Source organism: Polaromonas sp. CG_9.11 (assembly GCF_015752225.1).
Taxonomy (GTDB): Bacteria; Pseudomonadota; Gammaproteobacteria; order Burkholderiales; family Burkholderiaceae_C; genus Polaromonas.
This window is the reverse complement of sequence record NZ_JADOVE010000002.1, coordinates 194,819-221,121: the sequence shown is the minus strand read 5'-3', so window position 1 is coordinate 221,121 and position 26,303 is coordinate 194,819. Positions and strand designations below refer to the sequence as shown.

Here is a 26,303-nt window from a genome sequence, read left to right as displayed (position 1 = left end):
TTGATGCCAACTCCGTATTCAAGCTGAAAGCGACTTACATCACAGCGCCCTGCGCCTGCAGGTGGACGTTTACCATGGCCCCATGCCCATCACCCACCTGCTTTACCTGCACGGCTTTCGCTCCTCGCCCCAATCGGCCAAGGCCCGGAAAATGGCCGCCCTGATGGCAGCCCGCCACCCGGCGGTGCGCTGGTGGTGCCCGCAGCTGCCGCCCTCGCCGCAGGACGCCATGGCGCTGCTGGAACAAGGCTTGGCGGACTGGCCGGCCGGATCGATGGCGGTGATCGGCTCGTCGCTGGGCGGGTTCTATGCGACGGCGGTGGCCGAGCGCCAGGGCTGCAAGGCCGTGCTGCTGAACCCGGCGGTCGATCCGGTGCGCGACCTGGCCCGCTACATCGGCGAGCAAACCACGTGGCAGAATCCCGACGAGCATTTTTTCTTCGAGGCGCGTTTTGTCGATGAACTGCGCGCGCTGCAGGCCGGGCCGCTGAAGAACCCGCACCACTACCTGGCCATCATCGCCAAGGGTGACGAAGTGCTCGACTGGCGCGAGATGGCGGCGCGCTATGCGGGCGCCCGCCTGCGCCTTCTGGAAGGCGGCGACCATGCGTTGAGCGACTTCGATGCCCATTTGCCAGCCATCCTGGACTTCTTGAGCCTGGCCTGAATCGGGTGCCAGCTTGTCTCGGGCAGGCGCCGCCTGATTACACTAGCAGCCTGTCGGACCTAGGGGTCGTCGGCTGCCAGCCGCACGCCCCGCAAAGGCCATCACCCCGCTCCACCCAGGCCAAAGGATTTCGTTGTGTTTGTATTGTTTGAAGAAACCGGCAAGTTTCTGGCCGGCCGGATTTTGTCGGAAGCGGACAGCTCGCTGCAGGTCGAGCTTGACTCGGGCAAGCGGGTCAAGGTCAAGGCGGCGAATGCGCTGCTCAAGTTCGAAAAACCGCTGCCTGCCGAATTCATCGCCGCCGGCCAGCGGCTGATTGAAGAAATCGACCTGGACCTGGCCTGGGAATTCGCCAGCGACGAGGAATTCGGATTTGCCGAACTGGCGCGCGATTACTTCAGCGCCGACGCGTCCAGGCCTGCCTCGGCCGAGCAACAGGCCGCCGCGCTGTTCCGCCTGTACGACGCGCCGCATTACTTCCGCCGCGCCGGCAAGGGCCGCTTCAAAAAAGCGCCGCCCGAAATCCTGCAGCAGGCGCTGGCCGCCATCGAAAAGAAAAAGCAGATCACGGCGCAAATTGCCACCTGGGCCGAGGAACTGGGCCAGGGCCAGTGCCCGGCGCCGATCCGCGAGCAGCTCTACAAAATCCTCTTCAAGCCCGACAAGAACAGCGCCGAGTACAAGGCCGTGGTCGATGCCTCGCGCGCCACGCACACCGCGCCACTCGACTTGCTGCAAAAAGCCGGCGCCATCGCCTCGCCCTACCAGTTCCACTGGAAGCGCTTCTTGTTCGAGAACTTTCCCAAAGGCACGCGCTTTCCGGAGTTGCTGGCGCCGCCGATCAAGGACGAGCTGCCACTGGCCGATGTCCGTGCGTTTTCCATCGACGACTCCAGCACCACCGAGATTGACGATGCGCTGTCTGTTCAAGGTCTGGGCAGCGGCACGGTCACGCTGGGCGTTCACATTGCCGCACCCGGCCTGGCCGTGCTGCCGGGCGGCCCGATTGACGCGGTCGGCCGCGCCCGCATGTCCACCGTGTACATGCCCGGCTACAAGCTGACCATGCTGCCCGACGACGTGGTGCAGGCCTACACGCTGCAGGAAGGCCGCAACTGCCCGGCCCTGTCGCTTTACCTCACGATGAACGAGGCCACGCTGGACATCACCGCCAGCGTCACTCGGCTGGAGCAGGTGCCCATCGTCAGCAACCTGCGCCACGACGCGCTCGACAACGTGATCACCGAAGCCTTCTTCGAAGCCGCGCAAGTGACCGCGCCGGTCGATGTGCCCTGGGGGGTGGAAATGACCTTCCTGCACCGGCTGGCCCGGCACCTGAAGGCCCAGCGCGAAATCGTTCGCGGCAAGCCCGAGAATTTCAACCGGCCGGATTACAACTTCAAGCTCGACAACCCGACGGGTGGCGAACCGCAAGGCGATGAGACGGTCAGCATCAGCACACGCCAGCGCGGCGCGCCGCTGGACCTGATCGTTGCCGAGGCGATGATCCTGGCCAACAGCACCTGGGGCCAGTGGCTGGCCGAGCATGGGGTTCCCGGCATCTACCGCAGCCAGGCCAGCATGGCGCCCGGCGTGAAGGTTCGCATGGGCACCAAGGCGCTGCCGCATGCCGGCCTGGGCGTGAAAAGCTACGCCTGGTGCACCTCGCCGCTGCGCCGCTACACCGACCTGGTGAACCAGTGGCAGATCATTGCCGTCACCCGACACGGCCGCAGCGCCGCCCTGGTTGCGCCCTTCAAGCCCAAGGATGCCGATTTGTTCTCGGTGATTTCGTGCTTTGACGCGGCCTACAGCGCCTACAACGGCTTCCAGTCGGGCATCGAGCGCTACTGGACGCTGAAATACCTGGCGCAAAACGGCATCACCGAACTGACGGCCACCAGCTTCAAGGACAACCTGGTGCGCGCCGACGACTTGCCGCTGGTGCTGGCCGCCCTGGGCGCGCAGGGCCTGCCGCGCGGCGCCCGGGTGCGCGTCAAGCTCGGCGCGATTGACGAGATCACGCTGGACATTACGGGCACCGTCATCGAGCGGCTCGACACGGTCGCCGAGGCTTCGCCCGAGCTGCAGGACAACGACTCTGGCGAAGATGGCGAAGACGAAATCGCTGCGGGTCCGATTTCGATTGCCGTTGACATGGACGAGGCGCAGGCGGATGCCGAACCGGCTCCCGCTGCGGCCGCCTGAAGCCGCAGCGATGTCCAGCGCGCCACCGATGGCCGGCCCCCGGCATCGTGCCTTCATGCTGAAACCTGGCCGGCCGCTGGGGAAATCCCGGTCGCCCAGCACCCTGCAGGTGGCGCTGGGCATTTCGCTGGCTGCGCATGCCGCGCTGCTGGCCGTGCGAATTGTCGATCCGGAACGCTTCAACCGTGTGTTCCAGGACACGCCGCTGGAGGTGATCCTGGTCAACGCCAAGTCCAGCGATGCACCCGATGCGAACGCCAAAGCCATTGCGCAGGCTTCGCTGGCGGGAGGTGGCGCGCTTGAAAGCGGCCGGCCAACGTCGCCCCTGCCGCCTTCACTGGTGGCGAAAACCGGCGACGCGCCCGAAGATGAAAACGAGCGGCGCCAGGTCCGGTCGGTCAAGGAGGAGCAAGCCGAACTGCTGCTGCAGACCCGCAAAGAGCTGGCCGCACTGCCGCCGCCCGACATGAGCGTGCCGTCCAGCCTGCGCGCACAGACCGAGCAGGAAGAAAAGCGCCGGCAACTGGTCAAACTGCTCGCCGAAATTGAAAAAAACATCAATGAAGACGGCGCCCAGCCATCCCGGCGCTACATCAGCCCCTCGACCCGCGAAGCGGTTTATGCGGTGTATTACGATGCGATGCGCCGCAGGATCGAAAAAAAGGGAACGCTGAACTTTCCGCAACGGGCCGGAAAAAAACTCTATGGCGAGCTGACCATGACGATGACGGTCAATGCCGACGGCCAGGTGCTGACGACCGAAGTAGTGCAAAGCTCGGGCAACCCGACGCTTGACCGCTGGGCGCAAAGCCTGGTGCAGGGCAGCGGGCCTTTCGAGCCGTTCAGCGAGGCCATGCGCGGCAAGGCCGACCAGATCGTGGTGGTGTCGAGCTTCAATTTCGGGCGCGATGACAGCCTCGAAACGAAGCTGACCCATCGCTGAGCCTGGATGCGGCGCTTGCATTGAACAATGAATAGTCTGGATGAAAGAGATGGCCTTATGACCAGCGACCACGCGGCCGCAGTGCCTAGCCCGGCGCCCGGCAACCCGATGACCAGCGGCAGGTCTGCGCAGATCAACGCCTGCGCGCCGGCGTGGCTGGCATGAAAGCCTTTGGGCGCCTGCTGCTCCTGGCCTTGCTGGCCGGCCTGGCCCTGCAGTTGTATTTTGCGGGGCGCATTGCGCTGATGCGCTTCGTCGACCCGGAATCAACCGCCTTCCAGCGCTCGGAAGCCTGGGCAGTAGCCCGCAACACCGGCACGCTCAAATGGCGCCAGCAGTGGGTGCCCTACGCGGAAATCTCAAGCCACCTCAAGCGGGCCATCATCGCCTCGGAAGACGCAGGTTTCGTGCTGCACGAAGGCATCGACATGGACGCGCTGGAAAAAGCCTGGGAGAAAAACACCCAGGCAGAAGAACGTGCCGCGCAATCCACTAGCCGGCTGGCCGAGGGCAAGTCGAAAGCGCCGCTGGCCCGGTTACCCAAAATTATCGGCGGCTCGACCATCACCCAGCAACTTGCCAAGAACCTGTTCCTGTCGGGCGAGCGCACCCTGCTGCGCAAGGGCCAGGAGCTGCTGCTGACGCTGATGCTTGAAGCGCTGCTGAACAAGCAGCGTATCCTGGAGATTTACCTCAACAACGTCGAATGGGGCGAAGGCGTTTTTGGCGCCGAAGCCGCCGCCCAGCACTACTACCGCAAGCCGGCTGCGCGCCTGAACGCCATCGAGTCGGCCCGGCTGGCGGTGATGCTTCCCCGTCCGAAGTATTTTGAAACGCACACCGGCTCGGGCTACCTGGCGTCGCGCGCCCGGACGATTGCGGGGCGCATGGGCGGCGTGGACCTGCCATGAGCGCCAGCGCTTTACTTTTTACGAGTCATTTCGTGCCTTTGCGCAATACCTGCGGGCCTAAATAGCTACTTTAATCATAGCAATGCATATATTGGGAATCGATCCGGGTTTGCTGATCACCGGCTTTGGCGTGGTGGACATGGACGGCCCGCATTTGCGCTACGTGGCCAGCGGCACCATCAAGACTGCGCACCTGGACAAAAAGGACTTGCCAGGCCGGCTGAAGGTGCTGTTCGACGGTGTTCGCGAGGTGGTCCAGCGCTACCAGCCCGAAGCCTCGTCGGTCGAGATCGTGTTCGTCAACGTCAACCCGCAGGCCACGCTGCTGCTCGGACAGGCCCGCGGCGCGTGCATCACGGCGCTGGTGTCCACCGACCTGGCGGTGGCCGAATACACCGCGCTGCAGATGAAAAAGGCTGTTGCCGGCTACGGCAAGGCCGGCAAGGCAGAAGTGCAGCAAATGGTCATGCGCCTGCTCAAGCTGCCGTCGCTGCCGGGAAAGGATGCCGCTGATGCCTTGGGGCTGGCCATCACGCATGCGCATGTGGGCGCGGCGATGGCGCGGCTGGCGCAGGCCAGCGAAGCCAGCGGCAAGATGAGCAGCCATTACCGGGCGGGGCGCAGCCGCTGACCGTCTACCCCACCCGCTCCATGATGAGCACCGCAAAAAACCCGAAAGCGGCAACCAGGGTCCATTTCAGGATGTTCAACCCCTGACGCCGAAACCGCAATTGCGATGTGATGGCGTACAGCACAAATGACACGGCAGAAGCCAGCAGTGCCAGCAAAATCATCAACCGGAACACCACCATGATCAGGCTTCCTGCAGTTCGCGCGACACGGGCTTACCAGGCCCGCGCCAGGGTGGAAAAACCCTTGGGTGCGCTTTTTTCGTCGTCAAACGTGACGATTTCATAGGCTTCAGGATGCGCCAGCAACTCGCGCAGCAGCTTGTTGTTCATGGCGTGGCCCGAGCGAAAGGCGCTGTAGGCGGCCAGCAGCGGCTTGCCCAGCAGGTACAGGTCGCCCATGGCGTCAAGGATCTTGTGCTTGACGAATTCGTCGTTGTAGCGCAGCCCTTCGCTGTTCAACACCTTGTAGTCATCCATGACGATGGCATTGTCGAGCCCGCCGCCCAGCGCCAGGCCGTTGGCCCGCATCATCTCGACATCCTTGGTGAAACCAAAGGTGCGCGCACGGGCAATGTCCCGGCTGTAGGCGCCGCTGCCCATGTCGAACTCGACGCACTGGCCGGTCGAATCAACGGCCGGGTGGTCAAAGTCGATTTCGAAGCTCAGTTTGTAGCCTTCGTAGGGGCTCAGGCGCGCCCATTTGACATTCGCGCCCTCGCCTTCGCGCACCTCGACCGGCTTGAGGATGCGCACGAAGCGCTTGGGCGCCGGCTGCAAGGCAATGCCGGCCGATTGCAGCAGGAACACAAACGACGACGCCGAGCCGTCCAGGATCGGCACCTCCTCGGCGGTGATGTCAATGACCAGGTTGTCAATGCCCAGCCCGGCGCAGGCCGACATCAGGTGCTCGACCGTCAGCACCTTGGCGCTGCCGCTGGAAATGGTCGACGCCAGCCGGGTGTCGGTGACTGCTTCGGGCGAAATGGCGATGTCCACAGGCTGCGGCAGGTCGACGCGACGAAACACGATGCCGCTGTCGGGCGGTGCCGGCCGCAGGGTCAACTCGACCCGCTGGCCGCTGTGCAGCCCGACGCCGACCGCCCGGGTCAGGGATTTGAGGGTTCTTTGAGCGAGCATGCCATATTTTAAATTGTCAGGTGCGCAGCGACACTGCCCGGCCCGCCAAACCCATGCGGCAGGCTGGCGCGCAACAGGGGCAGGCTGTCAGGCAGCAGGACCTGCGTACCGGCCCGCCATGGCAGGCCGGTGCAGGCAGGATCAGTCCGCCTGGCGGCGCAAAAAGGCAGGAATCTCAAAGTCGTCCATGCCGCCCGATGCCAGCGCATCGACCTTCGCCGCCGCCTGGGTGCGGTTGTTCCCCCACACGTTGGGCCTGGCCATGTTGCCGTAGTCAGGCTGCTTCAGGCCCTGCACGCCGGACGCATTCTGGCCGGCACCGCGCAGCACCTGCAACGGCGCAACATTGCTGCGTACTTCCTGGCGGCTCAGGCCGGTCGCCACCACGGTGACGCGGATGTCATCGCCCAGCTCGTCGTCGTAGGCAGTGCCGTAGATCACATGCGCATCGGGCGAAGCGTAGGCGCGCACGGTGTTCATTGCCAGCTTGGACTCGTTCAGCTTGAGCGAACCCTTGGCAGCCGAGATCAGCACCAGCACGCCCTTGGCGCCCGACAGGTCGATGCCTTCGAGCAGCGGACAGGCCACGGCCTGCTCGGCGGCGATGCGGGCGCGGTCGGGGCCGTTGGCCCGGGCCGTTCCCATCATCGCCTTGCCGGGCTCGCCCATGACGGTACGGACGTCCTCAAAGTCGACGTTGACATGGCCGGGAACGTTGATGATCTCGGCAATGCCGCCGACAGCGTTTTTCAGCACGTCATTGGCATGCGCAAAGGCTTCGTCCTGCGTCACATCGTCGCCCAGCACTTCAAGCAGTTTTTCGTTCAGCACGACGATCAGCGAATCGACATTGGCTTCGAGCTCGGCCAGGCCAAGGTCGGCATTGGTCATGCGGCGCCCGCCCTCGAAATCGAAGGGCTTGGTCACGACGCCGACCGTCAGAATGCCCATTTCCTTGGCCACGCGGGCAATCACGGGCGCAGCACCGGTACCGGTGCCACCGCCCATGCCGGCGGTGATGAACAGCATGTGCGCGCCACTGATGGCGCTGCGGATGTCGTCCACGGCCAGTTCGGCGGCTTCGCGGCCTTTTTCAGGCTTGCTGCCGGCGCCCAGTCCGCTGGCGCCCAGCTGGATGTTTTTGTGCGCGGTACCGCGGTTGAGCGCCTGTGCGTCGGTGTTGGCGCAGATGAATTCAACGCCCTGCACGCCGCACTGGATCATGTGGCCGACGGCATTGCCGCCGCCGCCACCGACGCCAATCACCTTGATCTGCGTGCCTTGGTTGAATTCCTGGATTTCAATCATTTCGATACTCATTGGGAGCCTCCTGTTGGGGTTAATAGGGTGGGTGAATACATGTCAAATTTTTTGCGAAACATGGCGGGTCAGGCCGGTGGATCAGCGCCTCCCGAATGGGTTCGGCGCCAGGGGCGGCCGAAGAATCTGGACAGACAGGTCATCAGAAATTCCCCACGAACCAGTCTTTGACGCGGCCAAAGGCGCTGTGAACACTGCCGGCCTTCTGCGCCACCTTGAAGCCCCGCATGCGCGCCAGCCGGGCTTCTTCGAGCAACCCCATGACGGTCGCGGCCCGGCTCTGGGAAACCATGTCCGACAACGCGCCGGAATAGCGAGGCAAGCCGCGCCGCACCGGCTTGAGAAAAATGTCTTCGCCCAGTTCGATCATGCCGGGCATCATGGCGCTGCCGCCGGTGATGACAATGCCCGAGGACAGCACTTCCTCGTAGCCCGACTCGCGGATCGCCTGCTGGACCAGCAGGTAGATTTCCTCGACGCGCGGCTCGATCACACCAGCGAGCGCCTGCTTGCTGAGCATCCGCGGGACGCGGTCGCCCAGGCCAGGCACCTCGACCTGGGTGTCGGGGTCGGCCAGCAACTGCTTGGCGCAGCCGTTTTCCACCTTGATGTCCTCGGCGTCCTTGGTCGGCGTGCGCAGCGCCATGGCGATGTCGCTGGTGATCAGGTCACCGGCAATCGGGATGACGGCGGTGTGCCGGATGGCGCCGCCGGTAAAAATCGCCACGTCGGTGGTGCCGGCGCCAATGTCGACCATGGCCACGCCGAGCTCCTGCTCGTCGGGCGTCAGCACCGACAGGCTGGAGGCCAACGGATTGAGCATCAGCTGGTCCACGTCGAGGCCGCAGCGCCGCACGCACTTGATGATGTTCTCGGCGGCGCTCTGCGCGCCGGTCACGATGTGCACCTTGGCCTCCAGGCGCAGGCCGCTCATGCCGATGGGCTCGCGCACATCCTGGCCGTCGATCACGAACTCCTGCGGCTCGACCAGCAGCAGGCGCTGGTCGGTGGAGATGTTGATGGCCTTGGCGGTTTCAATCACGCGGGTGACGTCGGCCTGGGTCACTTCCTTGTCCTTGACGGCCACCATGCCGCTGGAATTGATGCCCCGGATGTGGCTGCCGGTGATGCCGGTGAAGACACGGCCGATCTTGCAGTCGGCCATGAGTTCGGCCTCTTTCAACGCCTGCTGGATGCTGTGCACGGTGGCATCGATGTTGACCACCACGCCGCGCTTGAGTCCCTGGCTGGCGGCAATGCCGAGGCCGGCCAGCTTGAGCTGCCCGCCGGGCATGACCTCGGCCACCACGACCATGATCTTGCTGGTCCCGATGTCCAGCCCCACCACCAGATCTTTGTATTCTTTGGCCATTCATTTACCTTTTCTTTTTCTTGTCGTCTTTGTCAGAGATCTCGCCGGTGGTGACGCCCCTGAGCTTGAGCGCGTAGCCGGTGGCATAGCGCAGGTCGGCAGACTCCACATCGCGTCCGAAGCGGGACGACACCTGCGTCACGGTGTCAACGAAGCGCCGGGCACGCGCCTGCACTTCAGCCAGCGAGCCGTGGCCCAGTTCGATCACCGCGCCGCTGTCAAGCTGCGCGCGCCAGCTTCCAAGATCGCTCAGCTGCAATTGCTCCAGCACGGCATCCATCTCTTCAAACAGCGGAAGCAGCGCGTGGTAGGCCTGCAGCACCTGCGGAGTCTGGCCCTTGGGCCCGCTCAGCAGCGGCAGTTCCTCATTTTCGACATCCCCTGGATTGGCGTCGAACACTTCGCCGTGGTTGTTGACCAGCCGGGCTTCGCCCTCGGGACCCCAATAGGCGACGGCTTTGTGCTCCAGCAACACGACCTTCAGGCGGTTCGGAAATTCGCGCTGCACCACGGCCCGGCGAACCCAGGGAACGGCCTCGAAGGCGGCGCGCGTGGATTCCAGGTCCACCGTCAGGAAGTTGCCGGCCACCTTGGGCGTCACATTGGCGCGCAGGGTAACGGCATTGTTATGCGTCAGGTCGCCGCCGACGCGTATGGTGCTCAGGTTGAAGGCGGGCTGGCGCACCAGCCAGGCCATGCCCAGGGCCAGCACCATGGCGCCGAACACCAGCCCCAGGAGCACCGACACGGTGTTCATGAGCCTGACGTCCGGCGGCAAGGCGGCGGGCATTGGCATGGTACGGCTCACGGCGGTGTTCCGTCCTGGGGTTGGCTATCAAGCGCTGCGGTTTCAAGCACCCGGACGCACAAGGCCTCATAGGAAATGCCGGCTGCGCGTGCAGACATCGGCACCAGCGAATGCCCGGTCATTCCGGGCGAGGTGTTGATCTCCAGCAGGTAGGGCTTGCGCGTGGCCTGGTCGATCATCACGTCGGCGCGGGCCCAGCCCCGGCAGTTCAGGGTACGAAAAGCCTGCAGCACGAGTTGCTGGATGGCCTGCTCTTCCCCGGCAGGGAGGCCGCAGGGCACCAGGTACTGCGTGGTGTCGGTGAAATACTTGTTCTGGTAGTCGTAATTGCCCTCAGGCGCGACGATGCGAATGACCGGCAGCGCCCGCGCCTGCGCGCCGGTGCCGAGCACCGGACAGGTCACCTCGTCGCCGCTGACGAACTGCTCGCACAGGATGTCAGCATCCATCTTTTCAGCCAGCGCCACGGCAGCTGCCAAGCCGGCGCGCTCGGCCACCTTGCTCAAGCCCAGCGACGAACCTTCGCGCGCCGGCTTGACGATCAGCGGCAGTCCAAGCGTGTCGGCTACCCCATCGACCTCTGCCGGGCTGTACCCGCCCCGGCGCAGCAGCACATAGCGTGGCGTGGGCAGGTTTTCGGACAGCAGCACGCGCTTGGTCATGACCTTGTCGATGGCCATGCTCGACGCCATGACGCCCGAGCCGGTATAGGGAATGCCGAGCAGTTCCAGCGCGCCCTGCACCGTGCCGTCTTCGCCGAAGCGGCCGTGCAGCGTAATGAAGCAGCGGGCAAAGCCCTCTTTCTTCAAGTCGCCCAAATCACGTTCGCTCGGGTCAAAGGCGTGGGCATCAACACCCTGCGAGCGCAGCGCCTGCAGCACACCCTGCCCCGACATCAGCGAGATTTCGCGCTCGGCGGAGCGCCCGCCCATCAGGACGGCGACCTTGCCGAAGCTCGAAGGATGGGCGTTCATGCGCATTGCCCTTCCAGCACCTTGAGTTCGTGGCGCTCAAGCATGGCCACGACCCCGGCAGGCACCTGCCCGATGGAGCCGGCGCCCATGCACATGACCACGTCGCCGCCCAGCGCTGCATCGAGGATGGCCTGGGGCATGGCGGCGATGGCATCCACGAAGACCGGCTCGACCTTGCCGGCCACGCGCAGCGCACGTGCCAGCGAGCGGCCGTCGGCCGCCACGATGGGCATTTCGCCAGCGGCATAGACCTCGGCCAGCAGGACCGCGTCGGCATGGCTGCTGATGATCTTGACGAAATCCTCGAAACAGTCGCGGGTGCGGGTGTAACGGTGCGGCTGGAACGCCAGCACCAGCCGCCGCCCCGGAAAAGCGCCGCGCGCCGCCGACAAGGTAGCCGCCACCTCGACCGGATGGTGGCCGTAATCCTCGATCAGCGTGAACAGGCCGCCGTCCTTGGCGGGCAGGTCGCCATGGCGCTGGAAGCGCCGGCCCACGCCGGTGAAGTCGGCGAGCGCCTTTTGCACCGCGGCATCGGGCACGTTGAGTTCCACCGCAATTGCAATGGCGGCCAGGGCATTGAGCACGTTGTGCTGGCCGGCGAGGTTCAACACCACCTCCAGATCGGGCAGTTGCACACCATTGCGGCGCTGCGCGGTGAAATGCATTTGCGCGCCGACAGCGCGCACGTTCACGGCGCGTACCTGGGCTTCGTCATTCAAGCCATAGCTGGTGATGGGGCACGACATCTGGGGCACGATGTCACGGACTACCGGGTCGTCGGTGCACAGGACCGCCGTGCCGTAGAACGGCATGCGGTGCAGGAAATCGACAAAGGCCTTTTTCAGGTTTCCAAAATCGTGCCCGTAGGTTTCCATGTGGTCGGCATCGATGTTCGTGACCACCGCCATCACCGGCAGCAGGTTCAGGAAGGACGCGTCCGATTCGTCGGCTTCGACCACGATGTAGTCGCCCGACCCCAGCTTGGCATTGGCGCCCGCGCTGTTGAGCTTGCCACCAATCACGAAGGTGGGGTCCAGTCCGCCTTCGGCCAGCACGCAGGCCACCAGGCTGGTGGTGGTGGTCTTGCCATGGGTGCCGGCAATAGCGATGCCCTGCTTGAGGCGCATGAGTTCGGCCAGCATCAATGCGCGGGGCACGACCGGAATGTGTTTTTCGCGCGCGGCCAGGACCTCGGGGTTGTCAGACTGAACCGCAGTGGAAGTCACCACCGCATCGACATTGACCAGGTTGTCGGCTGCATGGCCGACAAAGGCCTGGATACCGAGTCCGCTCAAGCGCTGCAGCGTGCTGCTGTCCGACAGGTCGGAGCCGGAAATCACATACCCCAGGTTGTGCAGGACTTCGGCAATTCCGGACATGCCCGCGCCGCCGATGCCGATGAAATGGATGTGCTTGATCGCGTGCTTCATCGCGCAAGTTCCTCGCAAGCGGCGACAAGATGGGCGGTGGCATCTACTTTTTGCATATTTTTCGCTTTTAGCGCAGACTGGACAAGCGCAAGGCGCTCTGTTTTTTGTAGCATTATCGCAAGAATCGAAGGGGTCAGGTCATGTTGTTGCACCAGCCAGCCCCCGCCATGCGTAACAAGAAATCTCGCATTGGCTGTCTGGTGGTCATCCACCGCAGACGGAAAGGGAACAAACAGCGCCGCAGCGCCGACAGCGGCAATTTCGGTCACCGTACTGGCGCCGGCGCGGCAGATGATGAGGTCCGCATCGGCAAACGCCTGGGCTGTGTCCTCGATGAAAGGCGTGAGTTCAGCGTCCACGCCGGCGGCCTGGTAATTGGCGCGCAGCGCTTCAAGCTGGCGGGCGCCGCTTTGGTGCGTGACGCGGGGGCGCAGCGCCGCCGGGATCAGCGCCAGCGCCTTGGGAACCAGTTCGTTCAGCGCCGTCGCGCCCAGACTGCCGCCCACCACCAGCACCTTGAGCGGCCCGCGCCGCTGCGCAAAGCGCACGGCCGGATCGGGCTGCCGGGTAAAGGCCAGCCGGAGCGGATTGCCCACCCATTCGGAATTTTTCAACACGCAGGGGAAAGCAGTAAAGACGCGGTCGGCGACGCGGGCCAGCAGCTTGTTGACCAGGCCGGCCACGGAATTTTGTTCGTGCAGGATCAGCGGCTTGCCCAGCATCACGCTCATCATGCCGGCCGGAAAGGCGATATAGCCGCCCAGGCCGAGCACCACATCGGGCTTGACGCGGCGGATGACCTGCACACTCTGCCAGAAGGCTCTGAGCAGGCGCAGCGGCAGGAAGGCCAGGGTCACCGGCCCCTTGCCACGGACGCCGGAAAAATCAATCGACTCGAAAGCAAAGCCGCGCGGCGGCACCAGCTGGCTTTCCATGCTTGGGCGATCTGCACTGCCCTTGCCGCCCAGCCAATGCACGCGCCAGCCACCCGCGCGCAAGGCTTCGGCCACGGCCAGGCCTGGAAAGATATGGCCGCCGGTTCCGCCAGCCATAACCAGGGCGCAACGTTGCCGGGTCATATGCGGCCTCCATGCATCAGCACGCGGTTTTCGTAGTCAATGCGGAGAACCACCGCCAGCGCAATCAGGTTCATCACAATGGCAGAGCCGCCATAACTCATCAGCGGCAGCGTCAGGCCCTTTGTCGGCAAAGCGCCGAGGTTCACGCCAATGTTGATGAAGGTCTGAAACCCCATCCAGATACCGACGCCCTGCGCCACCAGCCCGGAGAACAGCCGGTCCAGCGCGATGGACTGGCGGCCGATGTGCATGATGCGGCGGATCATCCACAAGAACATGCCGATCACCACCAGCACGCCGATGAGGCCGAATTCCTCGCCAATCACGGCCATCAGGAAGTCGGTGTGCGCTTCGGGCAGCCAGTGAAGTTTTTCGATGCTGCCGCCCAGCCCGACACCAAAGATTTCACCCCGGCCGAAGGCAATCAACGAGTGCGACAACTGGTAGCCCTTGCCCATGGAGTACTTTTCGTTCCACGGGTCCATATAGGCAAAGATCCGCTCGCGCCGCCATTCGCTGAACATCACCATCATGCCGAAGGCCACCACGACCACCGCTGAAATCACGAAAAACATGCGCGCGTTGACGCCGCCCAGAAAGAGAATGCCCATGGCAATGACCGAAATCACCATGAAGGCGCCCATGTCGGGCTCGGCCAGCAAGAGTACACCGACGATTCCCACGGCAAAGGCCATCGGCAGCACGGCGCGAAAGAATCGTTCCTTCACCTCCATCTTGCGCACCATGTAGTTGGCGGCATACAGCAGCACGGCAAATTTCGCCAGTTCCGAAGGCTGGAAGTTCATGACGCCCAGCGGAATCCATCGCCGCGCGCCATTGACTCCCTTGCCAATAAAGGGAACCAGCACCAGCACCAGCAGCAACAGCGACCCCATGAACAGCCAGGGTGCGTATTTTTCCCAGGTCGCCATGGGGATCTGGAACGCCAGATAAGCAGCAATCGACGCCATCAGCAATGAGAACAGATGCCGTGTCAGGAAAAAAGTGTGCGCATAGCGCGCAAACTTGGGGTTGTCAGGCATGGCCACCGAGGCGGAATAAACCATGACCAGGCCAGACAGCAGCAAGGCCACAGTGACCCAGACCAGGGCCCAGTCGAGCCCTGCCAGCCGAACCGGCGTGGCGAGCTTGCCCGGAAGGCTCCGACCGCCCAGGCGCACCGGCAAGGCATCCGAAGCGGCCTTGCCGAACCCTGAAAACCAGCCGCCACGAGGCAGTTTGACAGTCACAGCACGGCTCCCTGTTCCACGGCGAGTTCCTTCACCGCCTCGCAAAAAACCCGTGCGCGGTGCTGGTAGTTGTCGAACATGTCAAAACTGGCGCAGGCGGGCGACATCAGCACCGCGTCACCCGCCTGCGCCAGCGCGGCGGCCAGGCTGACTGCTTGGGCCATGGACGTGGCCTCCAGCAACTCGACTTGTCGGCCTTCCAGTGCGGCGCGGATGACCGGCGCATCACGGCCAATCAGCACCACGGCCCGGACATAACGCGCCACCGGGTCGGCCAGCGGCGAGAAGTCCTGGCCCTTGCCTTCGCCGCCGAGGATCAGCACCAGCTTGCGATCAGCGCCCAGGCCGGCCAGCGCCGCCGCTGTGGCGCCGACATTGGTGCCCTTGCTGTCGTCAAAGTATTCCACGCCCTCCAGCACGGCCACCGACTCCACGCGGTGCGGCTCACCCCGGTATTCCCGAAGGCCATGCAGCATCGGCGCCAGCGGGCAACCCAGGGCGACGGCCAGGCCGAGCGCGGCCAGTGCATTGGTGGCGTTGTGGCGGCCGCGAATGCGCAGCGCTTCGAGCGGCATCAGGCGCTGGATGTGCAGCACCAGCGCCTCGGCCTTGCGGCGCTTGATGGACTCGTCGGCCTCGGCTGCGCGTACCAGCCACGCCATGCCATTGACCGTCTGAATGCCGTAATCGCCCGGCCGCCTTGGCTCATCGCCGCCAAAGGTCAGGTAGTTCCGGATTTGCCGGCCCTTGACGGGTGCGGGCAATGCTGCCATCACCCGCGGGTCATCGCGGTTCAGCAGCATGAGGCCGGCGCGGCCATAGACATTCGCCTTGGCGGCGGCATAGGCTGGCAGGGTTTCGTGCCAGTCGAGGTGGTCCTGTGTGATGTTCAGGACCGTTGCCACCCCCGGCTCGAAATTCGCGACCCCGTCGAGCTGGAAACTGGACAATTCAAGCACCCAGACCTCAGGCAGCGCGACAGCTTCGTCACGGGCTTGCGCATCCAGCTTTTCGGTCAAAGTCTCCAGCAGCGTCGGCCCGATATTACCGGCCACCGCCACCATTTTTCCGGCGCGCTCGATGAGTTGCCCCGTCAAGGAGGTCACGGTGGTTTTGCCGTTGGTGCCGGTGATGCCGATGAGCTTGGGCGCATACCCACGGTCCTCTTTCAAGTCGGCCAGCGCCTGCGCGAACAGGCTCAATTCGTTGCCGCAGGGAATGCCCTGCGCACGGGCTGCTGCCACGACACCGCTGATGGAGGCGGGTGACAGGCCCGGGCTTTTCAGCACCATGTTGAAGTTTTCACCGTCCAGCAGTGCGCCATCCATGGCGGCATTGACGAAGCGGGCGTTCGGCACGCTGCCCTGCAAGGCGGCGAGTTGCGGCGGCGTCGGACGTGTATCCGCCACGGTGACACGGGCACCGCAGCGCGCGCACCAGCGCGCCAACGCCAGGCCGGAAGCGCCCAGCCCCAGAACCAGAATGTTTTGATGTGCCAGGTTTTTCATCTCAGTTTCAGCGTTGAAAGACCGACCAGACACAGCAGCATGGTGATGATCCAGAAACGGACAACCACCTGGGTTTCCTTCCAGCCGCATTTTTCGAAATGATGGTGTAGCGGCGCCATCTGCAGCAGCCGCCGCCCCTGACCGTAACGCCGCTTGGTGTACTTGAACCAGGTCACCTGGAGCATGACCGACAGCGCCTCGACCACGAAGATCCCGCCCATGATCGCCAGCACGATTTCCTGCCGCACGATGACGGCGATCGTGCCAAGCGCCGCACCCAGCGCCAGCGCACCGACATCGCCCATGAAGACCTGCGCCGGATGGGTGTTGAACCACAGGAAGGCCAATCCGGCGCCCGCCATGGCGGCACAAAAGATCAGCAACTCGCCCGATCCGGGGATATGGGGCAACAGCAGGTATTTGGAATAGACCGAGCTGCCGGTCACATACGCAAACACGCCCAGCGAGGAGCCGACCATCACCACCGGCATGATGGCCAGCCCATCCAGCCCGTCGGTCAGGTTCACGGCATTGCTCGAGCCAACAATCACCAAGTAAGTCAGAATCACAAAACCGAAGACGCCCAGCGGATAGCTGATTTCCTTCATAAAGGGCAGCAGCAGGCCGGCCTTGGGTGGCAAGTTGACATCGAACCCCGACCGCACCCAGCTGACAAAAAGCTCCAGCACGCGCATGTTGGAGCTTTCGGAAATGCTGAACACCAGGTAAACCGCGGCAATCAGCCCGACAACGGATTGCCACAAATATTTATCGCGCGACCGCATGCCTTCGGGGTCCTTGAGCACCACCTTGCGCCAGTCATCGGCCCAGCCGATGGCGCCAAAGCCCAGCGTCACCAGCAGCACGATCCAGACAAAGCGGTTGGCCAGGTCGAACCACAGCAGCGTGGAAATGCCGATCGCCATCAGGATCAACACACCGCCCATGGTTGGCGTGCCGCTTTTGCTCAGATGCGTCTGCATGGCGTACTCACGGATCGGCTGGCCGATCTTGAGCGAAATCAGCCGGCGAATCACGAACGGGCCGGCCAGCAGACCGATCAACAGTGCAGTGAGCGCGGCCATCACGGCGCGCAGGGTCAGGTACTGGAACACCCGCAGGAATCCCAGGTCAGGCGAAAGGGTCTGGAGCCACTGGGCCAGGCTAAGCAGCATGAGACGCTTTCTTGTCTTCTTTTTGTAAATTGTCGCCAGCGGCCATGGCCGCCTGGACCACGCGCTCCATCTTCATGAATCGCGAACCTTTCACCAGCACACTGGCGACATGCGGCAGTTCGCGTACCACGGCCGCACTCAGTTCCGCCATGCCGGTGAAATGACGGCTTTCACCAAAAGCGGCGCCTGCGCCCTGAGACTGTTCACCCAGAGTGAAAAATTTTTCAATCCCCAGCGCACGGGCATTTCGGCCAGCTTCGCCGTGGAACTGCGGCCCCTGGCTGCCGACCTCGCCCATGTCACCCATGACCAGCAGGCGCGGACCGGGCAGTTCGGCCAGCACCAGCAGGGCCGCCTGCATCGAGTCGGGATTGGCGTTGTAGGTGTCGTCAACCAGCGTCACCGTGCGCCCTGCCAGCGGCACCGACAAGGCACGCGAACGCCCCTTGACCGGCATGAACGCCGAAAGGCCGGTGCTGATGAAAACCAGCGGAACGCCGGCAGCCAATGCACAGGCCGTGGCCGCCAGTGCGTTCTTGACGTTGTGGCGGCCTGCAACATGCAACGCAAACGCCAGAGGGCCCGACGGCGTGCTGGCCTCCACCTGCCAGCCATCGCCATGCCATTTCGCGCTGCCGGTCACATCGGCAGGCCCCTCCAGCGCAAACGTCATGACCGGGCGCGCACCCGCCAGACGCCGCCAGACATCGGTGTAGGCATCGTCCGCAGGAAAAACCGCTGTGCCGGACGCCTCCAGCGATGCCAGCACCGAGCCGTTTTCCAGGGCCACGGCTTGCACCGTGGCCATGAATTCAAGGTGTTCACGCTGGGCATTGTTGACCAGCGCCACCGTGGGCCGGACCAGGTCGGCCAGGTAGGCAATTTCGCCGGGGTGGTTCATTCCGAGTTCAACCACGCCAGCCTCATGCTCAGCCCGCAGGCGCAGCAATGTCAGGGGAACGCCGATGTCGTTGTTGAGGTTGCCTTCTGTCGCGAACGCCGCTTCGGGTTTCCAGGCTCGCAAAATCGCCGCGATCATCTGCGTGACCGTGGTTTTTCCATTGCTGCCCGTCACAGCAATCAGGGACAGGCTGAACTGCGAACGCCAGGCGGCGCCGATCTGGCCCAACGCCAGGCGGGTATCGGCGACTTCTATGCCGGGCAGGCCGGCTTGCGCCAGACCGTGCTGTGCGATGGCTGCCACGGCGCCTTCGGCGCTGGCATTCGGCAAAAATTCGTGCGCGTCGAAATGCTCACCCTTGAGCGCGACAAACAGGTCGCCCGGCCGCAGGCTTCGCGTATCGGTATGAATCCGCAGAGGGGTTACGCTGCCGTCGCCCACCAGCCGGGAGGATGGCAACCAGGCCGCGATCTGTTCCAGGCGCTTCATGCGTGCTCCTTTGCCTGGCGCCCTGGCGCCATGACATTCAAGGCAGCCTGCGCATGGTCGCGGTCGGAAAATGCCATCTTCACACCCTTGATTTCCTGGTAGTTTTCATGCCCTTTGCCGGCCAGCAGCACAACGTCCTGCGCTTGGGCCAGCATCAGCGCATGGGCGATAGCGGCATGCCGGTCTGGCTCTGCATGCGCAGCCTGCGGCTGGCCCAGGCCTTTTTGCATCTGCTCAATGATGACCAGCGGGTTTTCGCTGCGAGGGTTGTCGCTGGTCAGCACCAGCTGATCGGCAATTTTTTCTGCCGCTGCTGCCATCAAGGGCCGCTTGCTGGCGTCACGGTCGCCGCCGCAACCAAAAACACACCACAACCTGCCGCCCCGGCCCTGTGCCACCGGCCTGAGCGCCAGCAGCACTTTTTCCAGCGCATCGGGCGTGTGCGCATAGTCAATCACGACCAGCGGCAGGCCGGCCACCGCCAGGGTTTCAGTCCGGCCAGGCACCGGCAGAATGTCCACGCAGGCAGCGACCGCATCGGCCAGCGGCACCTCCATTGCCCGCAGGCTGGCCATGACACACAGCAAATTCGACACGTTGTACAGGCCCACCATGCTGGTTGACATCGTGTGGCGCTCGGCGCCTTCCACCACGTCGAAGCTCAAACCCTGCGCGCCCTGCCGGATCGCCTGCGCCTCAAGCCGCGCAGGACCTTCGCACGACACGGTCCAGCGGTCCAGCAACGTTGGCGCCAGCGCCGCAACCAACTCCAGGCCCTTGGGATCGTCAATATTGATGACAGCAGCCCTCAGACCCGGCCAGTTGAACAACGCTCTCTTGGCAGCCCAGTAAGCGTCCATTGATGCGTGGTAATCAAGATGGTCCTGGGTAAAGTTGGTGAACACCGCAACCTGGATTTGCGTTCCGTCCAGCCGCCGCTCCTCGATACCTATCGACGAGGCCTCCAGTGCGCAGGCTGAAAAGCCTTTGCCTGCAAAAACACGCAACTGCTGTTGAAGCAGCACCGGGTCTGGCGTCGTCATTCCGGTGGAAACCATCGCATCGGGCGTGCCGATCCCCAGCGTTCCGACCAGGCCGCAAGGGCGCTCTAGCCGGCCAAGCGCCTGCGCCAGCCACCAGGCCGTAGAAGTCTTGCCGTTGGTTCCCGTGATGGCCACGAGCGCAAGCTGCTCGCTGGGCGCGCCAAAGTATGCAGCAGCAATCGGTCCCGTGGAGGCCTTCAGACCTTTGTAGGTCGCCACCCGGTCATCATCGAAGCCGTAGGCCTGAGCTCCCGCGTTCTCAACCAGGCAGGCAGCCGCGCCGGCAGCCAAAGTGGCCGCGACATACTGGCGTGCGTCTGTGGCAGCCCCCGGCCATGCAATGAAACCGTCGCCCTTGCCCGCCTTGCGGCTATCGGCCCACAGCGTGCCGGTCACGCGCTCATGCAGCCAGCGCGCGGCCTGTTCAGGGGTGCGAAGCTGGACGATGGTCAAAACGACTCCTCCACTGTCTGCGTGATGATTTGCGGCTTCACGCTCATGTCGGGCTGCACGCCCATCATGCGCAGCGTTTGCTGAACCACTTCGCTGAACACCGGCGCGGCGGCAATGCCGCCAAAGTATTTGCCGTCACTGGGCTCGTCGATCATCACCGCCACAATGATGCGTGGCGATTCGATGGGCGCCATGCCGGTAAACCAGGCGCGGTATTTGTTGCTGGCATAGCCTTTGCCGACCTGCTTGTGCGCAGTGCCCGATTTGCCGCCCACCGAATAGCCCACGGTCTGTGCCAGCTGGCCGGTGCCGCCCGGTGCCGCAGCCATCTGGAGCATGCGGCGAACGGCGTGGGCATTCTCGGGAGAGAACACCTTGACGCCGACAGCTGGCTCATTTTTCTTGAGCATGGTGACTGGAATGATCTGGCCATCGTGGGCAAAAGAGGTGTACGAATGCGCCATCTGGAACAGCGATGCCGACAGGCCATAGCCATAAGCCATGGTGGCCTGCTCGACGGGTCGCCAGGTTTTCCAGGGACGCAGACGGCCCGACACGGCACCGGGAAACTCGATCTGCGGCTTCTGTCCATAGCCCAAGGCGACATAGGTGTCCCACATTTCGTGGGGCGTCATTTTCTGGGCGATTTTCAACGCGCCTACGTTGCTGGACTTCTGGATCACGCCCTCGACGGTCAATGTGCCGTAGTTGTGGGTGTCACTGATGGTGAAGCCGCCGATATTGAAGCGTCCGGGGCCAGTATCAATCAGGGTCTGCGGCTTGATGCGCCCGGCCTCCAGCGCCATGGCGACAGTGATGGGCTTCATCGTTGAACCGGGCTCGAAGGTGTCTGTCACGGCCCGGTTGCGCAGCTGCTCCCCGGTCAGGTTCTGGCGCTTGTCGGGCACATAGCTGGGATAATTGGCCAGCGCCAGCACCTCACCGGTGATCGAGTCGATCACCACGACACTGCCAGCCTTGGCCTTGCGCGCAATCACTGCATCGCGCAGTTTCTGATAAGCGAAGAACTGTACCTTGCTGTCAACGCTGAGCTGAATGTCCTTGCCATCCACGGGCGGAACCTGCTCGCCAACACCTTCGACCACACGGCCCAGCCGGTCCTTGATGACACGCCGCGAACCCGCCTTGCCCGACAGCTCCTGATTGAAGGTCAGCTCGATACCTTCTTGCCCCTTGTCTTCCACATTGGTAAAGCCAACGATGTGGGCGATGGTTTCGCCTTCAGGGTATTTGCGCTTGTATTCCTTGCGCTGGTAAATGCCGGGAATACCGAGTTCGCTGATTTTTTGGGCAACGGGTTCTTCCAGCTGGCGCTTGACCCAGACGAAGGTCTTGTCCTCGTCGCTAAACTTCTTTTTCAGCTCAGCCAGCGGCATTCCCAGCAACCGGGCCAGTTCGGTCAGTTGGACGGGACTGGCCTTGACGTCTTCAGGAATGGCCCAGATACTTGACGCTGGCACGCTGGAAGCCACGATCAGCCCATTGCGGTCCAGGATGCGGCCACGGTTGGCAGGCAGTTCCAGTGTCCGCGCAAACCGCACCTGGCCCTGGCGCTGAAAAAATTCGTTGGCGTACACCTGGATATAGGCCGCCCTCACCGCAAGACAGGCAAACGCCAGCGCGATCAGGGCCACGATGAGCTTGCTGCGCCAGACCGGGGTCTTGCTGGCCAGCAAGGGGCTGGAGGTGTACAGAACGTTTTTTCTACTCATGCTGCGCCTTCTGGCCTGCAGAAGCCGCCACATCGGCTGCGGACTTATACTTGACGTACTGGGTAATGGCCGGTGTGGTGGTGCGCATCTGAAGCCGATCCCTGGCCAGCTTTTCGACCTTCAGGGGTGTGGCTTCCGCACGTTTTTCCACCTGCAGGCGATCGCTTTCGGTTTCAATTTTCCGGCTCTGCGCAGCCGCTTTTTCAAGTTCTACATAAAGACGCCGCGACTCATACTGGGTTTGCACCAGGTACAGCGCACTGGCCAGCACAGCCAGCAGCAGCAGAAAATTCAGACGGCTCATGACTCGCCCCGCATGCCGACGGCCAAACCAAGACTCATACGGCTTCTCCTGCGCGCTCGGCGACTCGCATTACGGCGCTGCGCGAGCGCGGGTTCCCGGCGACTTCCTCGTTGCTGGGCTTGGTGCGCCCTAGCGCCTTGAGTGGCATGACCTTGGGTGCGGCAAAAGGCGCGCGTCGGTCATACACCTCACGCGAGTGTGCCGCCATGAACTGCTTGACGATGCGATCCTCAAGCGAATGAAAACTGATCACCACCAGGCGCCCGCCGGGCTGCAGCACCTTGAGCGACGCCTTCAGCGCCTGCTCCAGTTCTTCCAGTTCGGCATTGATGAAAATCCGCAGCGCCTGGAAAGTCCGCGTTGCCGGATCCTTGCCCGGTTCGCGGGTCTTGACTGCACTGGCCACCACAGCAGCCAGTTCGGCGGTAGTGGAAAGCGGGCCGGATGCCTGCCTGTACCGGTCGATCGCTCTGGCAACCAGTCCGGCAAAGCGCTCTTCGCCATAGTCGCGGATGACCTCTGTCATGGACTCAACCGAAGCGTCCTGAAGCCACTCGGCCACGCTCTGACCGCGTGTGGTATCCATGCGCATGTCCAACGGGCCTTCATTCCGAAAGGAAAAACCGCGCTCTGGATTGTCGATCTGGGGGGAGCTCACGCCCAAGTCCATCAGTACGCCCGAGATGCTGGCCTCGGGCATTTGATCCAGGTGCATAAAACCCTGATGGCGAATGGAAAAACGCGGGTCTTTAATGGACTGCGCCTCTGCAACCGCGTCAAGGTCCTTATCAAATGCCGTTAAGCGGCCTGACGGCGACAGTTGCGACAGCAACAGGCGCGAGTGTCCGCCGCGACCAAACGTCGCGTCAATGTAATGACCGTCCGGGTTGACCTGAAGCGCCGTGATGGCTTCGTTCAACAGGACGGTGCGGTGTGTCCATGTGCCCTTCACCATCTACTTTCAGAAAGAAAAATCTTTAAATACATCGGGCATTTCGCCCTTCATTTGCTCGGCTTCCTGGGCCGCATAAGTCGCAGCATCCCAGAGTTCGAAATGGCTGCCCATGCCCAACAGTACCGCATCCTTGCTGATGCCAGCGGCTTTGCGCAGTTCAGGCGAAACCAGGATGCGGCCGGTTGCATCCATGTCAACATCCATCGCATTGCCCAAGAAAATTCGTTTCCACCATTGCGCCTGCATGGGCAACGAAGCAATCCTCTCGCGAAACCTTTCCCACTCGTTCAAGGGAAAAATCATGAGGCATCCATGGGGATGTTTGGTGAGGGTGAACCGGCCGGAAAAATCTGCACCCAGCGATTCCCGATGGCGCGCAGGCACGGACAACCTGCCTTTGGCATCGAGAGCGAGAAATGACGCACCTTGTAACACTTTTCAGACCCTCTACCGACACTTTTCACCACCGAACTGCACATTTTCCCACTGTATCAGGGAACCTCCTTCCAGCACGGAATTTGACACAAATTATTTCAATGAAATCAATAACTTAGAGGGTTAAATGAAAGCGTCCAAACGAATTAAAGTTGTTTAAAATTAAAGACTTGGCGCGAATACTGCAAGTTTCACATTAAGAACCGCAAGCATCTATAAATATCGCTGAAGGTGCCACAAGAAAGGCATGGCCACCATATTTGCACTTCTATGGCCATTCATCGCCAAGAAGGTTGAATGACGGCATCGCCGTGTCTTTGAACAGACTGGCTGTCAGCCTTGAGCCTTAATGTCCGGAAGCTAGCAAAAGCGTAGCAGGAGGATTTTTTTTGCCAGTTTGCCAAGGCTTGCAGGCTTTGTCACAGGTTGGAAAACGATGCACCGGCTTTCAGCCTGAAAAAATCCGTTCCCGGATACAAAACGAGGGTTTTAACACATCAAAAAGCACAACAAATTGTTATTTTTGCAATCAACCAACAACAGTTTTTTGCACTTTATTTTCACGAAAAAACCTTGGAAAGTGCAGTAATTCCGGTTCGATGTGAAGTATTGAAGACGGTGAAAGCCGGGTACAAGGCTATTGCACGCCAAAGTCATGCAGTTTTTTGACTGCAAACCAGATCAAATACAAGTGTAAACCCTGATTTACATTGCTCCCCGGGCAAACCCCTATTTGCCAGACCATCGTGCTGCGGGTGACAGATTGCCCGGCCATGTTGTCCAGGCTCTGCAGGATCGAATTAGTCGCTGCGGGGGCTGACCTTGGCGTACTCGACGATTCCGATCACGTTGAAAAAAGCAGCAACCAGCCGGTTGACTTCGGAAAACTCGACGCAGCGATTTTCAGCCCGCCGGGCAGACACCCAGTTGAGCAACATGCCTGCTGCAGAAAAGTCGACGCGAATGAGTTTGGCACACGAAATCTGCATCCTGTCGGCCCCCATCAGGCTGGTTTCCAGCCTGTTCAGAACATCCGCGGCCTCGCCTTGGATCTGGCCGGACAGGTCCACCGATAAAGAACGAATGGATACGCTTGACGGAAAATCGATCCCCGAATCACCCTCCAGCTCCATCAGGGTGGAATAAACGGTTTCGGTGGTCGGCTCGCCGATGATCGTTGCCCGGCCCATGGCATCGCCCTCGTCGTCGAGTGACTTGTAGTCACAACGTGCGACTTCCCAAGCGGGTGGCGACACCTCGTAAGTAACGCAAAAATCAAGCGCGGTGAGTTCAAAATCATCAGGGCGATGAATAATACGCAGCATTTCCATGCGCAGCATCCACCACTTGGGCTCAGTGTCGCGCTCGCCTGAAGGTGTGGCTTCAAGCAACACCTTTTGCAGTTGCACATCACCACGGAAGCGCAACTGCACAGGCTGGGCCGCCCAGTTGCTGAAAACCTTGTGCAAAGGCCCAAGAGCGGCAGATTCGATGGTCTTGAGGTAGCTCCAGTCAAGACGCCAAGGCATCGGGGATCGGGCAATCGCCGTGTTGAGAACGCCCACGGACTGCATGCTCAATACCGACGGACAGATCCAGTCGGCAGCAACGCTCTCATGCCCAGGTTTTTCACCCGGCTGGATCAGTGCCTTGACCATGTCCGGCAATGAAAACCACTGTGGCGCGGAGCGGCTGAAATGCTCGGCAAAATCAAGGGCGGCAGCTTCGAACTTGCCCTGTTCCCCGGTGGCGCGGTACAGATCGAACAGTGCCAGCCAGGTATAAACATGGTCGAAGTGCGATGCGCCTGGCCGCAAGATTTCGAGCAGACCGTCTTCAGCGCCCGCGTCATCGCCATTGGCAAACAAAATTGCGGCTTCTTCAAGTTCGGTATCGTGCACGATGGATTCGCGCTCCAGGCCTGAAGCCCGCGCCGGTAGCAATCCCAATGCACTGCTCTCGATGGACTTGTCAATGCCTGGAGAACCCATGCGGGCCGGGATTTTAGGGAGCACGCCCAGAAGATCGTCGAGAAGGAACCCGGGAGCGGGCTCATCGGCCTGATGAACCGAGTCCATTTCTGCTGGCATCGTCGGCTGGTAGCCAGCAGTCAGCGCACCCTGTACCGGAGGCTGCCCCGTTTTGGCTTGCGCAAGCGACAGCGGTGCCGGTTCGGTGGCAGCGCCGGAAGCGGTCTGATTCTTGGTTTTCCACCACTGTATCGACATCTGCGCTTCGATTTCGTCGATCTTTTTCAAGGTTGTCGCGCGGTCATCGACATTGGACGTGAGACTGCTCTGGAAAAATGAGGGCCTGCTGCCCGGGTCGGCCGCTGTCCCCGACAGCGCCTCGAGCTTTTGCAACTTGCGCAGCATGTCGAATTCACGCTTTCGCACGAAGTCGTTGCGCCGTTTGCGCTCGATCATTTCATTGAGCAACTGCTTGGTAACTGCGTCATCCTTGTCGCCGTCGATGGAATCAAGCTCGGTCCAGTTGGTGGCCGGATTGCGGACAAATTTGACCAGCTTGGACAACAAGCCGGAAGCGGTATCGTCTTTGGACATGTTGTTCAG

The 26,303-nt window shown here is 62.3% G+C and carries 24 protein-coding genes; 6 read left to right on the top strand and 18 right to left on the bottom strand.

Features of this window, described 5'->3' with window-relative positions; genetic code table 11:
- Positions 1 to 82 precede the first annotated feature (82 nt).
- The 5 genes from IWX85_RS02810 to ruvC all read left to right on the top strand — a co-directional run bounded on the left by IWX85_RS02810 (position 83) and on the right by ruvC (position 5,360).
- A complete protein-coding gene (locus IWX85_RS02810; protein WP_036813252.1) occupies positions 83 to 667 on the top strand; it encodes a YqiA/YcfP family alpha/beta fold hydrolase in 585 nt (194 codons plus the stop codon).
- Between the two features lie 135 nt (positions 668 to 802).
- Positions 803 to 2,875 carry an RNB domain-containing ribonuclease gene (locus tag IWX85_RS02805; protein ID WP_196868681.1) on the top strand — a complete coding sequence of 691 codons (2,073 nt, stop codon included), beginning with the start codon at positions 803 to 805 and terminating at the stop codon, positions 2,873 to 2,875.
- Positions 2,876 to 2,930: 55 nt separating this feature from the next.
- Positions 2,931 to 3,818, top strand: coding sequence for an energy transducer TonB (locus tag IWX85_RS02800; RefSeq protein ID WP_196868680.1), 888 nt, complete (start codon positions 2,931 to 2,933; stop codon positions 3,816 to 3,818).
- A gap of 161 nt (positions 3,819 to 3,979) precedes the next feature.
- Positions 3,980 to 4,729: a transglycosylase domain-containing protein gene (locus IWX85_RS02795; RefSeq protein ID WP_196868679.1), complete on the top strand. Its 750-nt coding sequence runs from the start codon at positions 3,980 to 3,982 to the stop codon at positions 4,727 to 4,729.
- Positions 4,730 to 4,811: 82 nt separating this feature from the next.
- Positions 4,812 to 5,360 carry a crossover junction endodeoxyribonuclease RuvC gene (ruvC, locus tag IWX85_RS02790; RefSeq protein ID WP_196868678.1) on the top strand — a complete coding sequence of 183 codons (549 nt, stop codon included), beginning with the start codon at positions 4,812 to 4,814 and terminating at the stop codon, positions 5,358 to 5,360.
- A gap of 4 nt (positions 5,361 to 5,364) precedes the next feature.
- On the opposite strand, the gene IWX85_RS02785 is transcribed toward ruvC, so the two are convergent.
- From IWX85_RS02785 to mraZ, 17 genes are all read right to left on the bottom strand, one after another.
- Positions 5,365 to 5,541, bottom strand: a complete 177-nt coding sequence (locus IWX85_RS02785) for a hypothetical protein (RefSeq protein ID WP_196868677.1) — start codon at positions 5,539 to 5,541, stop codon at positions 5,365 to 5,367.
- 33 nt (positions 5,542 to 5,574) lie between these two features.
- Positions 5,575 to 6,498 carry a UDP-3-O-acyl-N-acetylglucosamine deacetylase gene (gene lpxC / locus IWX85_RS02780; protein WP_196868676.1) on the bottom strand — a complete coding sequence of 308 codons (924 nt, stop codon included), beginning with the start codon at positions 6,496 to 6,498 and terminating at the stop codon, positions 5,575 to 5,577.
- A gap of 141 nt (positions 6,499 to 6,639) precedes the next feature.
- Positions 6,640 to 7,818 (bottom strand): cell division protein FtsZ, encoded by a 1,179-nt coding sequence (ftsZ, locus tag IWX85_RS02775; RefSeq protein WP_036809064.1) that lies wholly within the window; start codon positions 7,816 to 7,818, stop codon positions 6,640 to 6,642.
- Positions 7,819 to 7,960: 142 nt separating this feature from the next.
- Positions 7,961 to 9,190 carry a cell division protein FtsA gene (ftsA, locus tag IWX85_RS02770; protein WP_036809062.1) on the bottom strand — a complete coding sequence of 410 codons (1,230 nt, stop codon included), beginning with the start codon at positions 9,188 to 9,190 and terminating at the stop codon, positions 7,961 to 7,963.
- A 4-nt stretch (positions 9,191 to 9,194) separates the two neighbouring features.
- Positions 9,195 to 9,986: a cell division protein FtsQ/DivIB gene (locus tag IWX85_RS02765; protein ID WP_196868753.1), complete on the bottom strand. Its 792-nt coding sequence runs from the start codon at positions 9,984 to 9,986 to the stop codon at positions 9,195 to 9,197.
- An 8-nt stretch (positions 9,987 to 9,994) separates the two neighbouring features.
- Positions 9,995 to 10,972: a D-alanine--D-alanine ligase gene (locus tag IWX85_RS02760; protein WP_196868675.1), complete on the bottom strand. Its 978-nt coding sequence runs from the start codon at positions 10,970 to 10,972 to the stop codon at positions 9,995 to 9,997.
- A complete protein-coding gene (gene murC / locus IWX85_RS02755; RefSeq protein WP_036809059.1) occupies positions 10,969 to 12,405 on the bottom strand; it encodes a UDP-N-acetylmuramate--L-alanine ligase in 1,437 nt (478 codons plus the stop codon). Before murC ends, IWX85_RS02760 begins: the two co-directional genes overlap by 4 nt.
- Positions 12,402 to 13,484, bottom strand: coding sequence for an undecaprenyldiphospho-muramoylpentapeptide beta-N-acetylglucosaminyltransferase (gene murG / locus IWX85_RS02750; protein WP_196868674.1), 1,083 nt, complete (start codon positions 13,482 to 13,484; stop codon positions 12,402 to 12,404). Before murG ends, murC begins: the two co-directional genes overlap by 4 nt.
- On the bottom strand, positions 13,481 to 14,734 hold the full coding sequence (gene ftsW, locus IWX85_RS02745) for a putative lipid II flippase FtsW (RefSeq protein ID WP_036809054.1): 1,254 nt from the start codon (positions 14,732 to 14,734) through the stop codon (positions 13,481 to 13,483). Before ftsW ends, murG begins: the two co-directional genes overlap by 4 nt.
- Positions 14,731 to 16,242, bottom strand: coding sequence for a UDP-N-acetylmuramoyl-L-alanine--D-glutamate ligase (gene murD, locus IWX85_RS02740; RefSeq protein ID WP_196868673.1), 1,512 nt, complete (start codon positions 16,240 to 16,242; stop codon positions 14,731 to 14,733). Before murD ends, ftsW begins: the two co-directional genes overlap by 4 nt.
- Positions 16,239 to 17,417, bottom strand: coding sequence for a phospho-N-acetylmuramoyl-pentapeptide-transferase (mraY, locus tag IWX85_RS02735; protein WP_036809048.1), 1,179 nt, complete (start codon positions 17,415 to 17,417; stop codon positions 16,239 to 16,241). Before mraY ends, murD begins: the two co-directional genes overlap by 4 nt.
- Positions 17,407 to 18,807, bottom strand: a complete 1,401-nt coding sequence (gene murF / locus IWX85_RS02730) for a UDP-N-acetylmuramoyl-tripeptide--D-alanyl-D-alanine ligase (RefSeq protein WP_036809046.1) — start codon at positions 18,805 to 18,807, stop codon at positions 17,407 to 17,409. Before murF ends, mraY begins: the two co-directional genes overlap by 11 nt.
- Positions 18,804 to 20,297 carry a UDP-N-acetylmuramoyl-L-alanyl-D-glutamate--2,6-diaminopimelate ligase gene (locus tag IWX85_RS02725; RefSeq protein ID WP_196868752.1) on the bottom strand — a complete coding sequence of 498 codons (1,494 nt, stop codon included), beginning with the start codon at positions 20,295 to 20,297 and terminating at the stop codon, positions 18,804 to 18,806. The genes murF and IWX85_RS02725 overlap by 4 nt, the downstream gene beginning before the upstream one ends.
- A 2-nt stretch (positions 20,298 to 20,299) precedes the next feature.
- A complete protein-coding gene (locus IWX85_RS02720; protein ID WP_036809042.1) occupies positions 20,300 to 22,036 on the bottom strand; it encodes a penicillin-binding protein 2 in 1,737 nt (578 codons plus the stop codon).
- A complete protein-coding gene (gene ftsL / locus IWX85_RS02715) occupies positions 22,029 to 22,340 on the bottom strand; it encodes a cell division protein FtsL (protein ID WP_036809039.1) in 312 nt (103 codons plus the stop codon). The genes IWX85_RS02720 and ftsL overlap by 8 nt, the downstream gene beginning before the upstream one ends.
- Before the next feature lie 34 nt (positions 22,341 to 22,374).
- Positions 22,375 to 23,295 (bottom strand): 16S rRNA (cytosine(1402)-N(4))-methyltransferase RsmH, encoded by a 921-nt coding sequence (gene rsmH, locus IWX85_RS02710; RefSeq protein WP_036809036.1) that lies wholly within the window; start codon positions 23,293 to 23,295, stop codon positions 22,375 to 22,377.
- A gap of 6 nt (positions 23,296 to 23,301) precedes the next feature.
- Positions 23,302 to 23,730, bottom strand: coding sequence for a division/cell wall cluster transcriptional repressor MraZ (gene mraZ / locus IWX85_RS02705; RefSeq protein ID WP_036809032.1), 429 nt, complete (start codon positions 23,728 to 23,730; stop codon positions 23,302 to 23,304).
- A 426-nt stretch (positions 23,731 to 24,156) separates the two neighbouring features.
- On the opposite strand from mraZ, the gene IWX85_RS02700 reads away from it, so the two are divergent.
- Entirely contained in the window at positions 24,157 to 24,399 is a 243-nt protein-coding gene (locus IWX85_RS02700) for a hypothetical protein (protein ID WP_196868672.1), read from the top strand.
- Positions 24,400 to 24,530: 131 nt separating this feature from the next.
- Here IWX85_RS02700 and IWX85_RS02695 read toward each other — a convergent pair whose 3' ends face one another.
- On the bottom strand, positions 24,531 to 26,294 hold the full coding sequence (locus IWX85_RS02695) for an STAS domain-containing protein (protein ID WP_196868671.1): 1,764 nt from the start codon (positions 26,292 to 26,294) through the stop codon (positions 24,531 to 24,533).
- Positions 26,295 to 26,303 lie beyond the last annotated feature (9 nt).

What these genes read in the sequence shown, in the direction of transcription:
- murD (WP_196868673.1), bottom strand. Translation starts at nt 16,242, where the DNA reads ATGAAAAACCTGGCACATCAAAACATTCTGGTTCTGGGGCTGGGCGCT.
- ruvC (WP_196868678.1), top strand. Translation starts at nt 4,812, where the DNA reads ATGCATATATTGGGAATCGATCCGGGTTTGCTGATCACCGGCTTTGGC.
- murC (WP_036809059.1), bottom strand. Translation starts at nt 12,405, where the DNA reads ATGAAGCACGCGATCAAGCACATCCATTTCATCGGCATCGGCGGCGCG.
- mraY (WP_036809048.1), bottom strand. Translation starts at nt 17,417, where the DNA reads ATGCTGCTTAGCCTGGCCCAGTGGCTCCAGACCCTTTCGCCTGACCTG.
- IWX85_RS02800 (WP_196868680.1), top strand. Translation starts at nt 2,931, where the DNA reads ATGCTGAAACCTGGCCGGCCGCTGGGGAAATCCCGGTCGCCCAGCACC.
- IWX85_RS02760 (WP_196868675.1), bottom strand. Translation starts at nt 10,972, where the DNA reads ATGAACGCCCATCCTTCGAGCTTCGGCAAGGTCGCCGTCCTGATGGGC.
- ftsL (WP_036809039.1), bottom strand. Translation starts at nt 22,340, where the DNA reads ATGAGCCGTCTGAATTTTCTGCTGCTGCTGGCTGTGCTGGCCAGTGCG.
- IWX85_RS02720 (WP_036809042.1), bottom strand. Translation starts at nt 22,036, where the DNA reads ATGAGTAGAAAAAACGTTCTGTACACCTCCAGCCCCTTGCTGGCCAGC.
- ftsZ (WP_036809064.1), bottom strand. Translation starts at nt 7,818, where the DNA reads ATGAGTATCGAAATGATTGAAATCCAGGAATTCAACCAAGGCACGCAG.
- IWX85_RS02810 (WP_036813252.1), top strand. Translation starts at nt 83, where the DNA reads ATGCCCATCACCCACCTGCTTTACCTGCACGGCTTTCGCTCCTCGCCC.
- lpxC (WP_196868676.1), bottom strand. Translation starts at nt 6,498, where the DNA reads ATGCTCGCTCAAAGAACCCTCAAATCCCTGACCCGGGCGGTCGGCGTC.
- IWX85_RS02765 (WP_196868753.1), bottom strand. Translation starts at nt 9,986, where the DNA reads ATGCCAATGCCCGCCGCCTTGCCGCCGGACGTCAGGCTCATGAACACC.
- murF (WP_036809046.1), bottom strand. Translation starts at nt 18,807, where the DNA reads ATGAAGCGCCTGGAACAGATCGCGGCCTGGTTGCCATCCTCCCGGCTG.
- IWX85_RS02795 (WP_196868679.1), top strand. Translation starts at nt 3,980, where the DNA reads ATGAAAGCCTTTGGGCGCCTGCTGCTCCTGGCCTTGCTGGCCGGCCTG.
- ftsA (WP_036809062.1), bottom strand. Translation starts at nt 9,190, where the DNA reads ATGGCCAAAGAATACAAAGATCTGGTGGTGGGGCTGGACATCGGGACC.
- IWX85_RS02695 (WP_196868671.1), bottom strand. Translation starts at nt 26,294, where the DNA reads ATGTCCAAAGACGATACCGCTTCCGGCTTGTTGTCCAAGCTGGTCAAA.
- IWX85_RS02785 (WP_196868677.1), bottom strand. Translation starts at nt 5,541, where the DNA reads ATGGTGGTGTTCCGGTTGATGATTTTGCTGGCACTGCTGGCTTCTGCC.
- rsmH (WP_036809036.1), bottom strand. Translation starts at nt 23,295, where the DNA reads ATGGTGAAGGGCACATGGACACACCGCACCGTCCTGTTGAACGAAGCC.
- murG (WP_196868674.1), bottom strand. Translation starts at nt 13,484, where the DNA reads ATGACCCGGCAACGTTGCGCCCTGGTTATGGCTGGCGGAACCGGCGGC.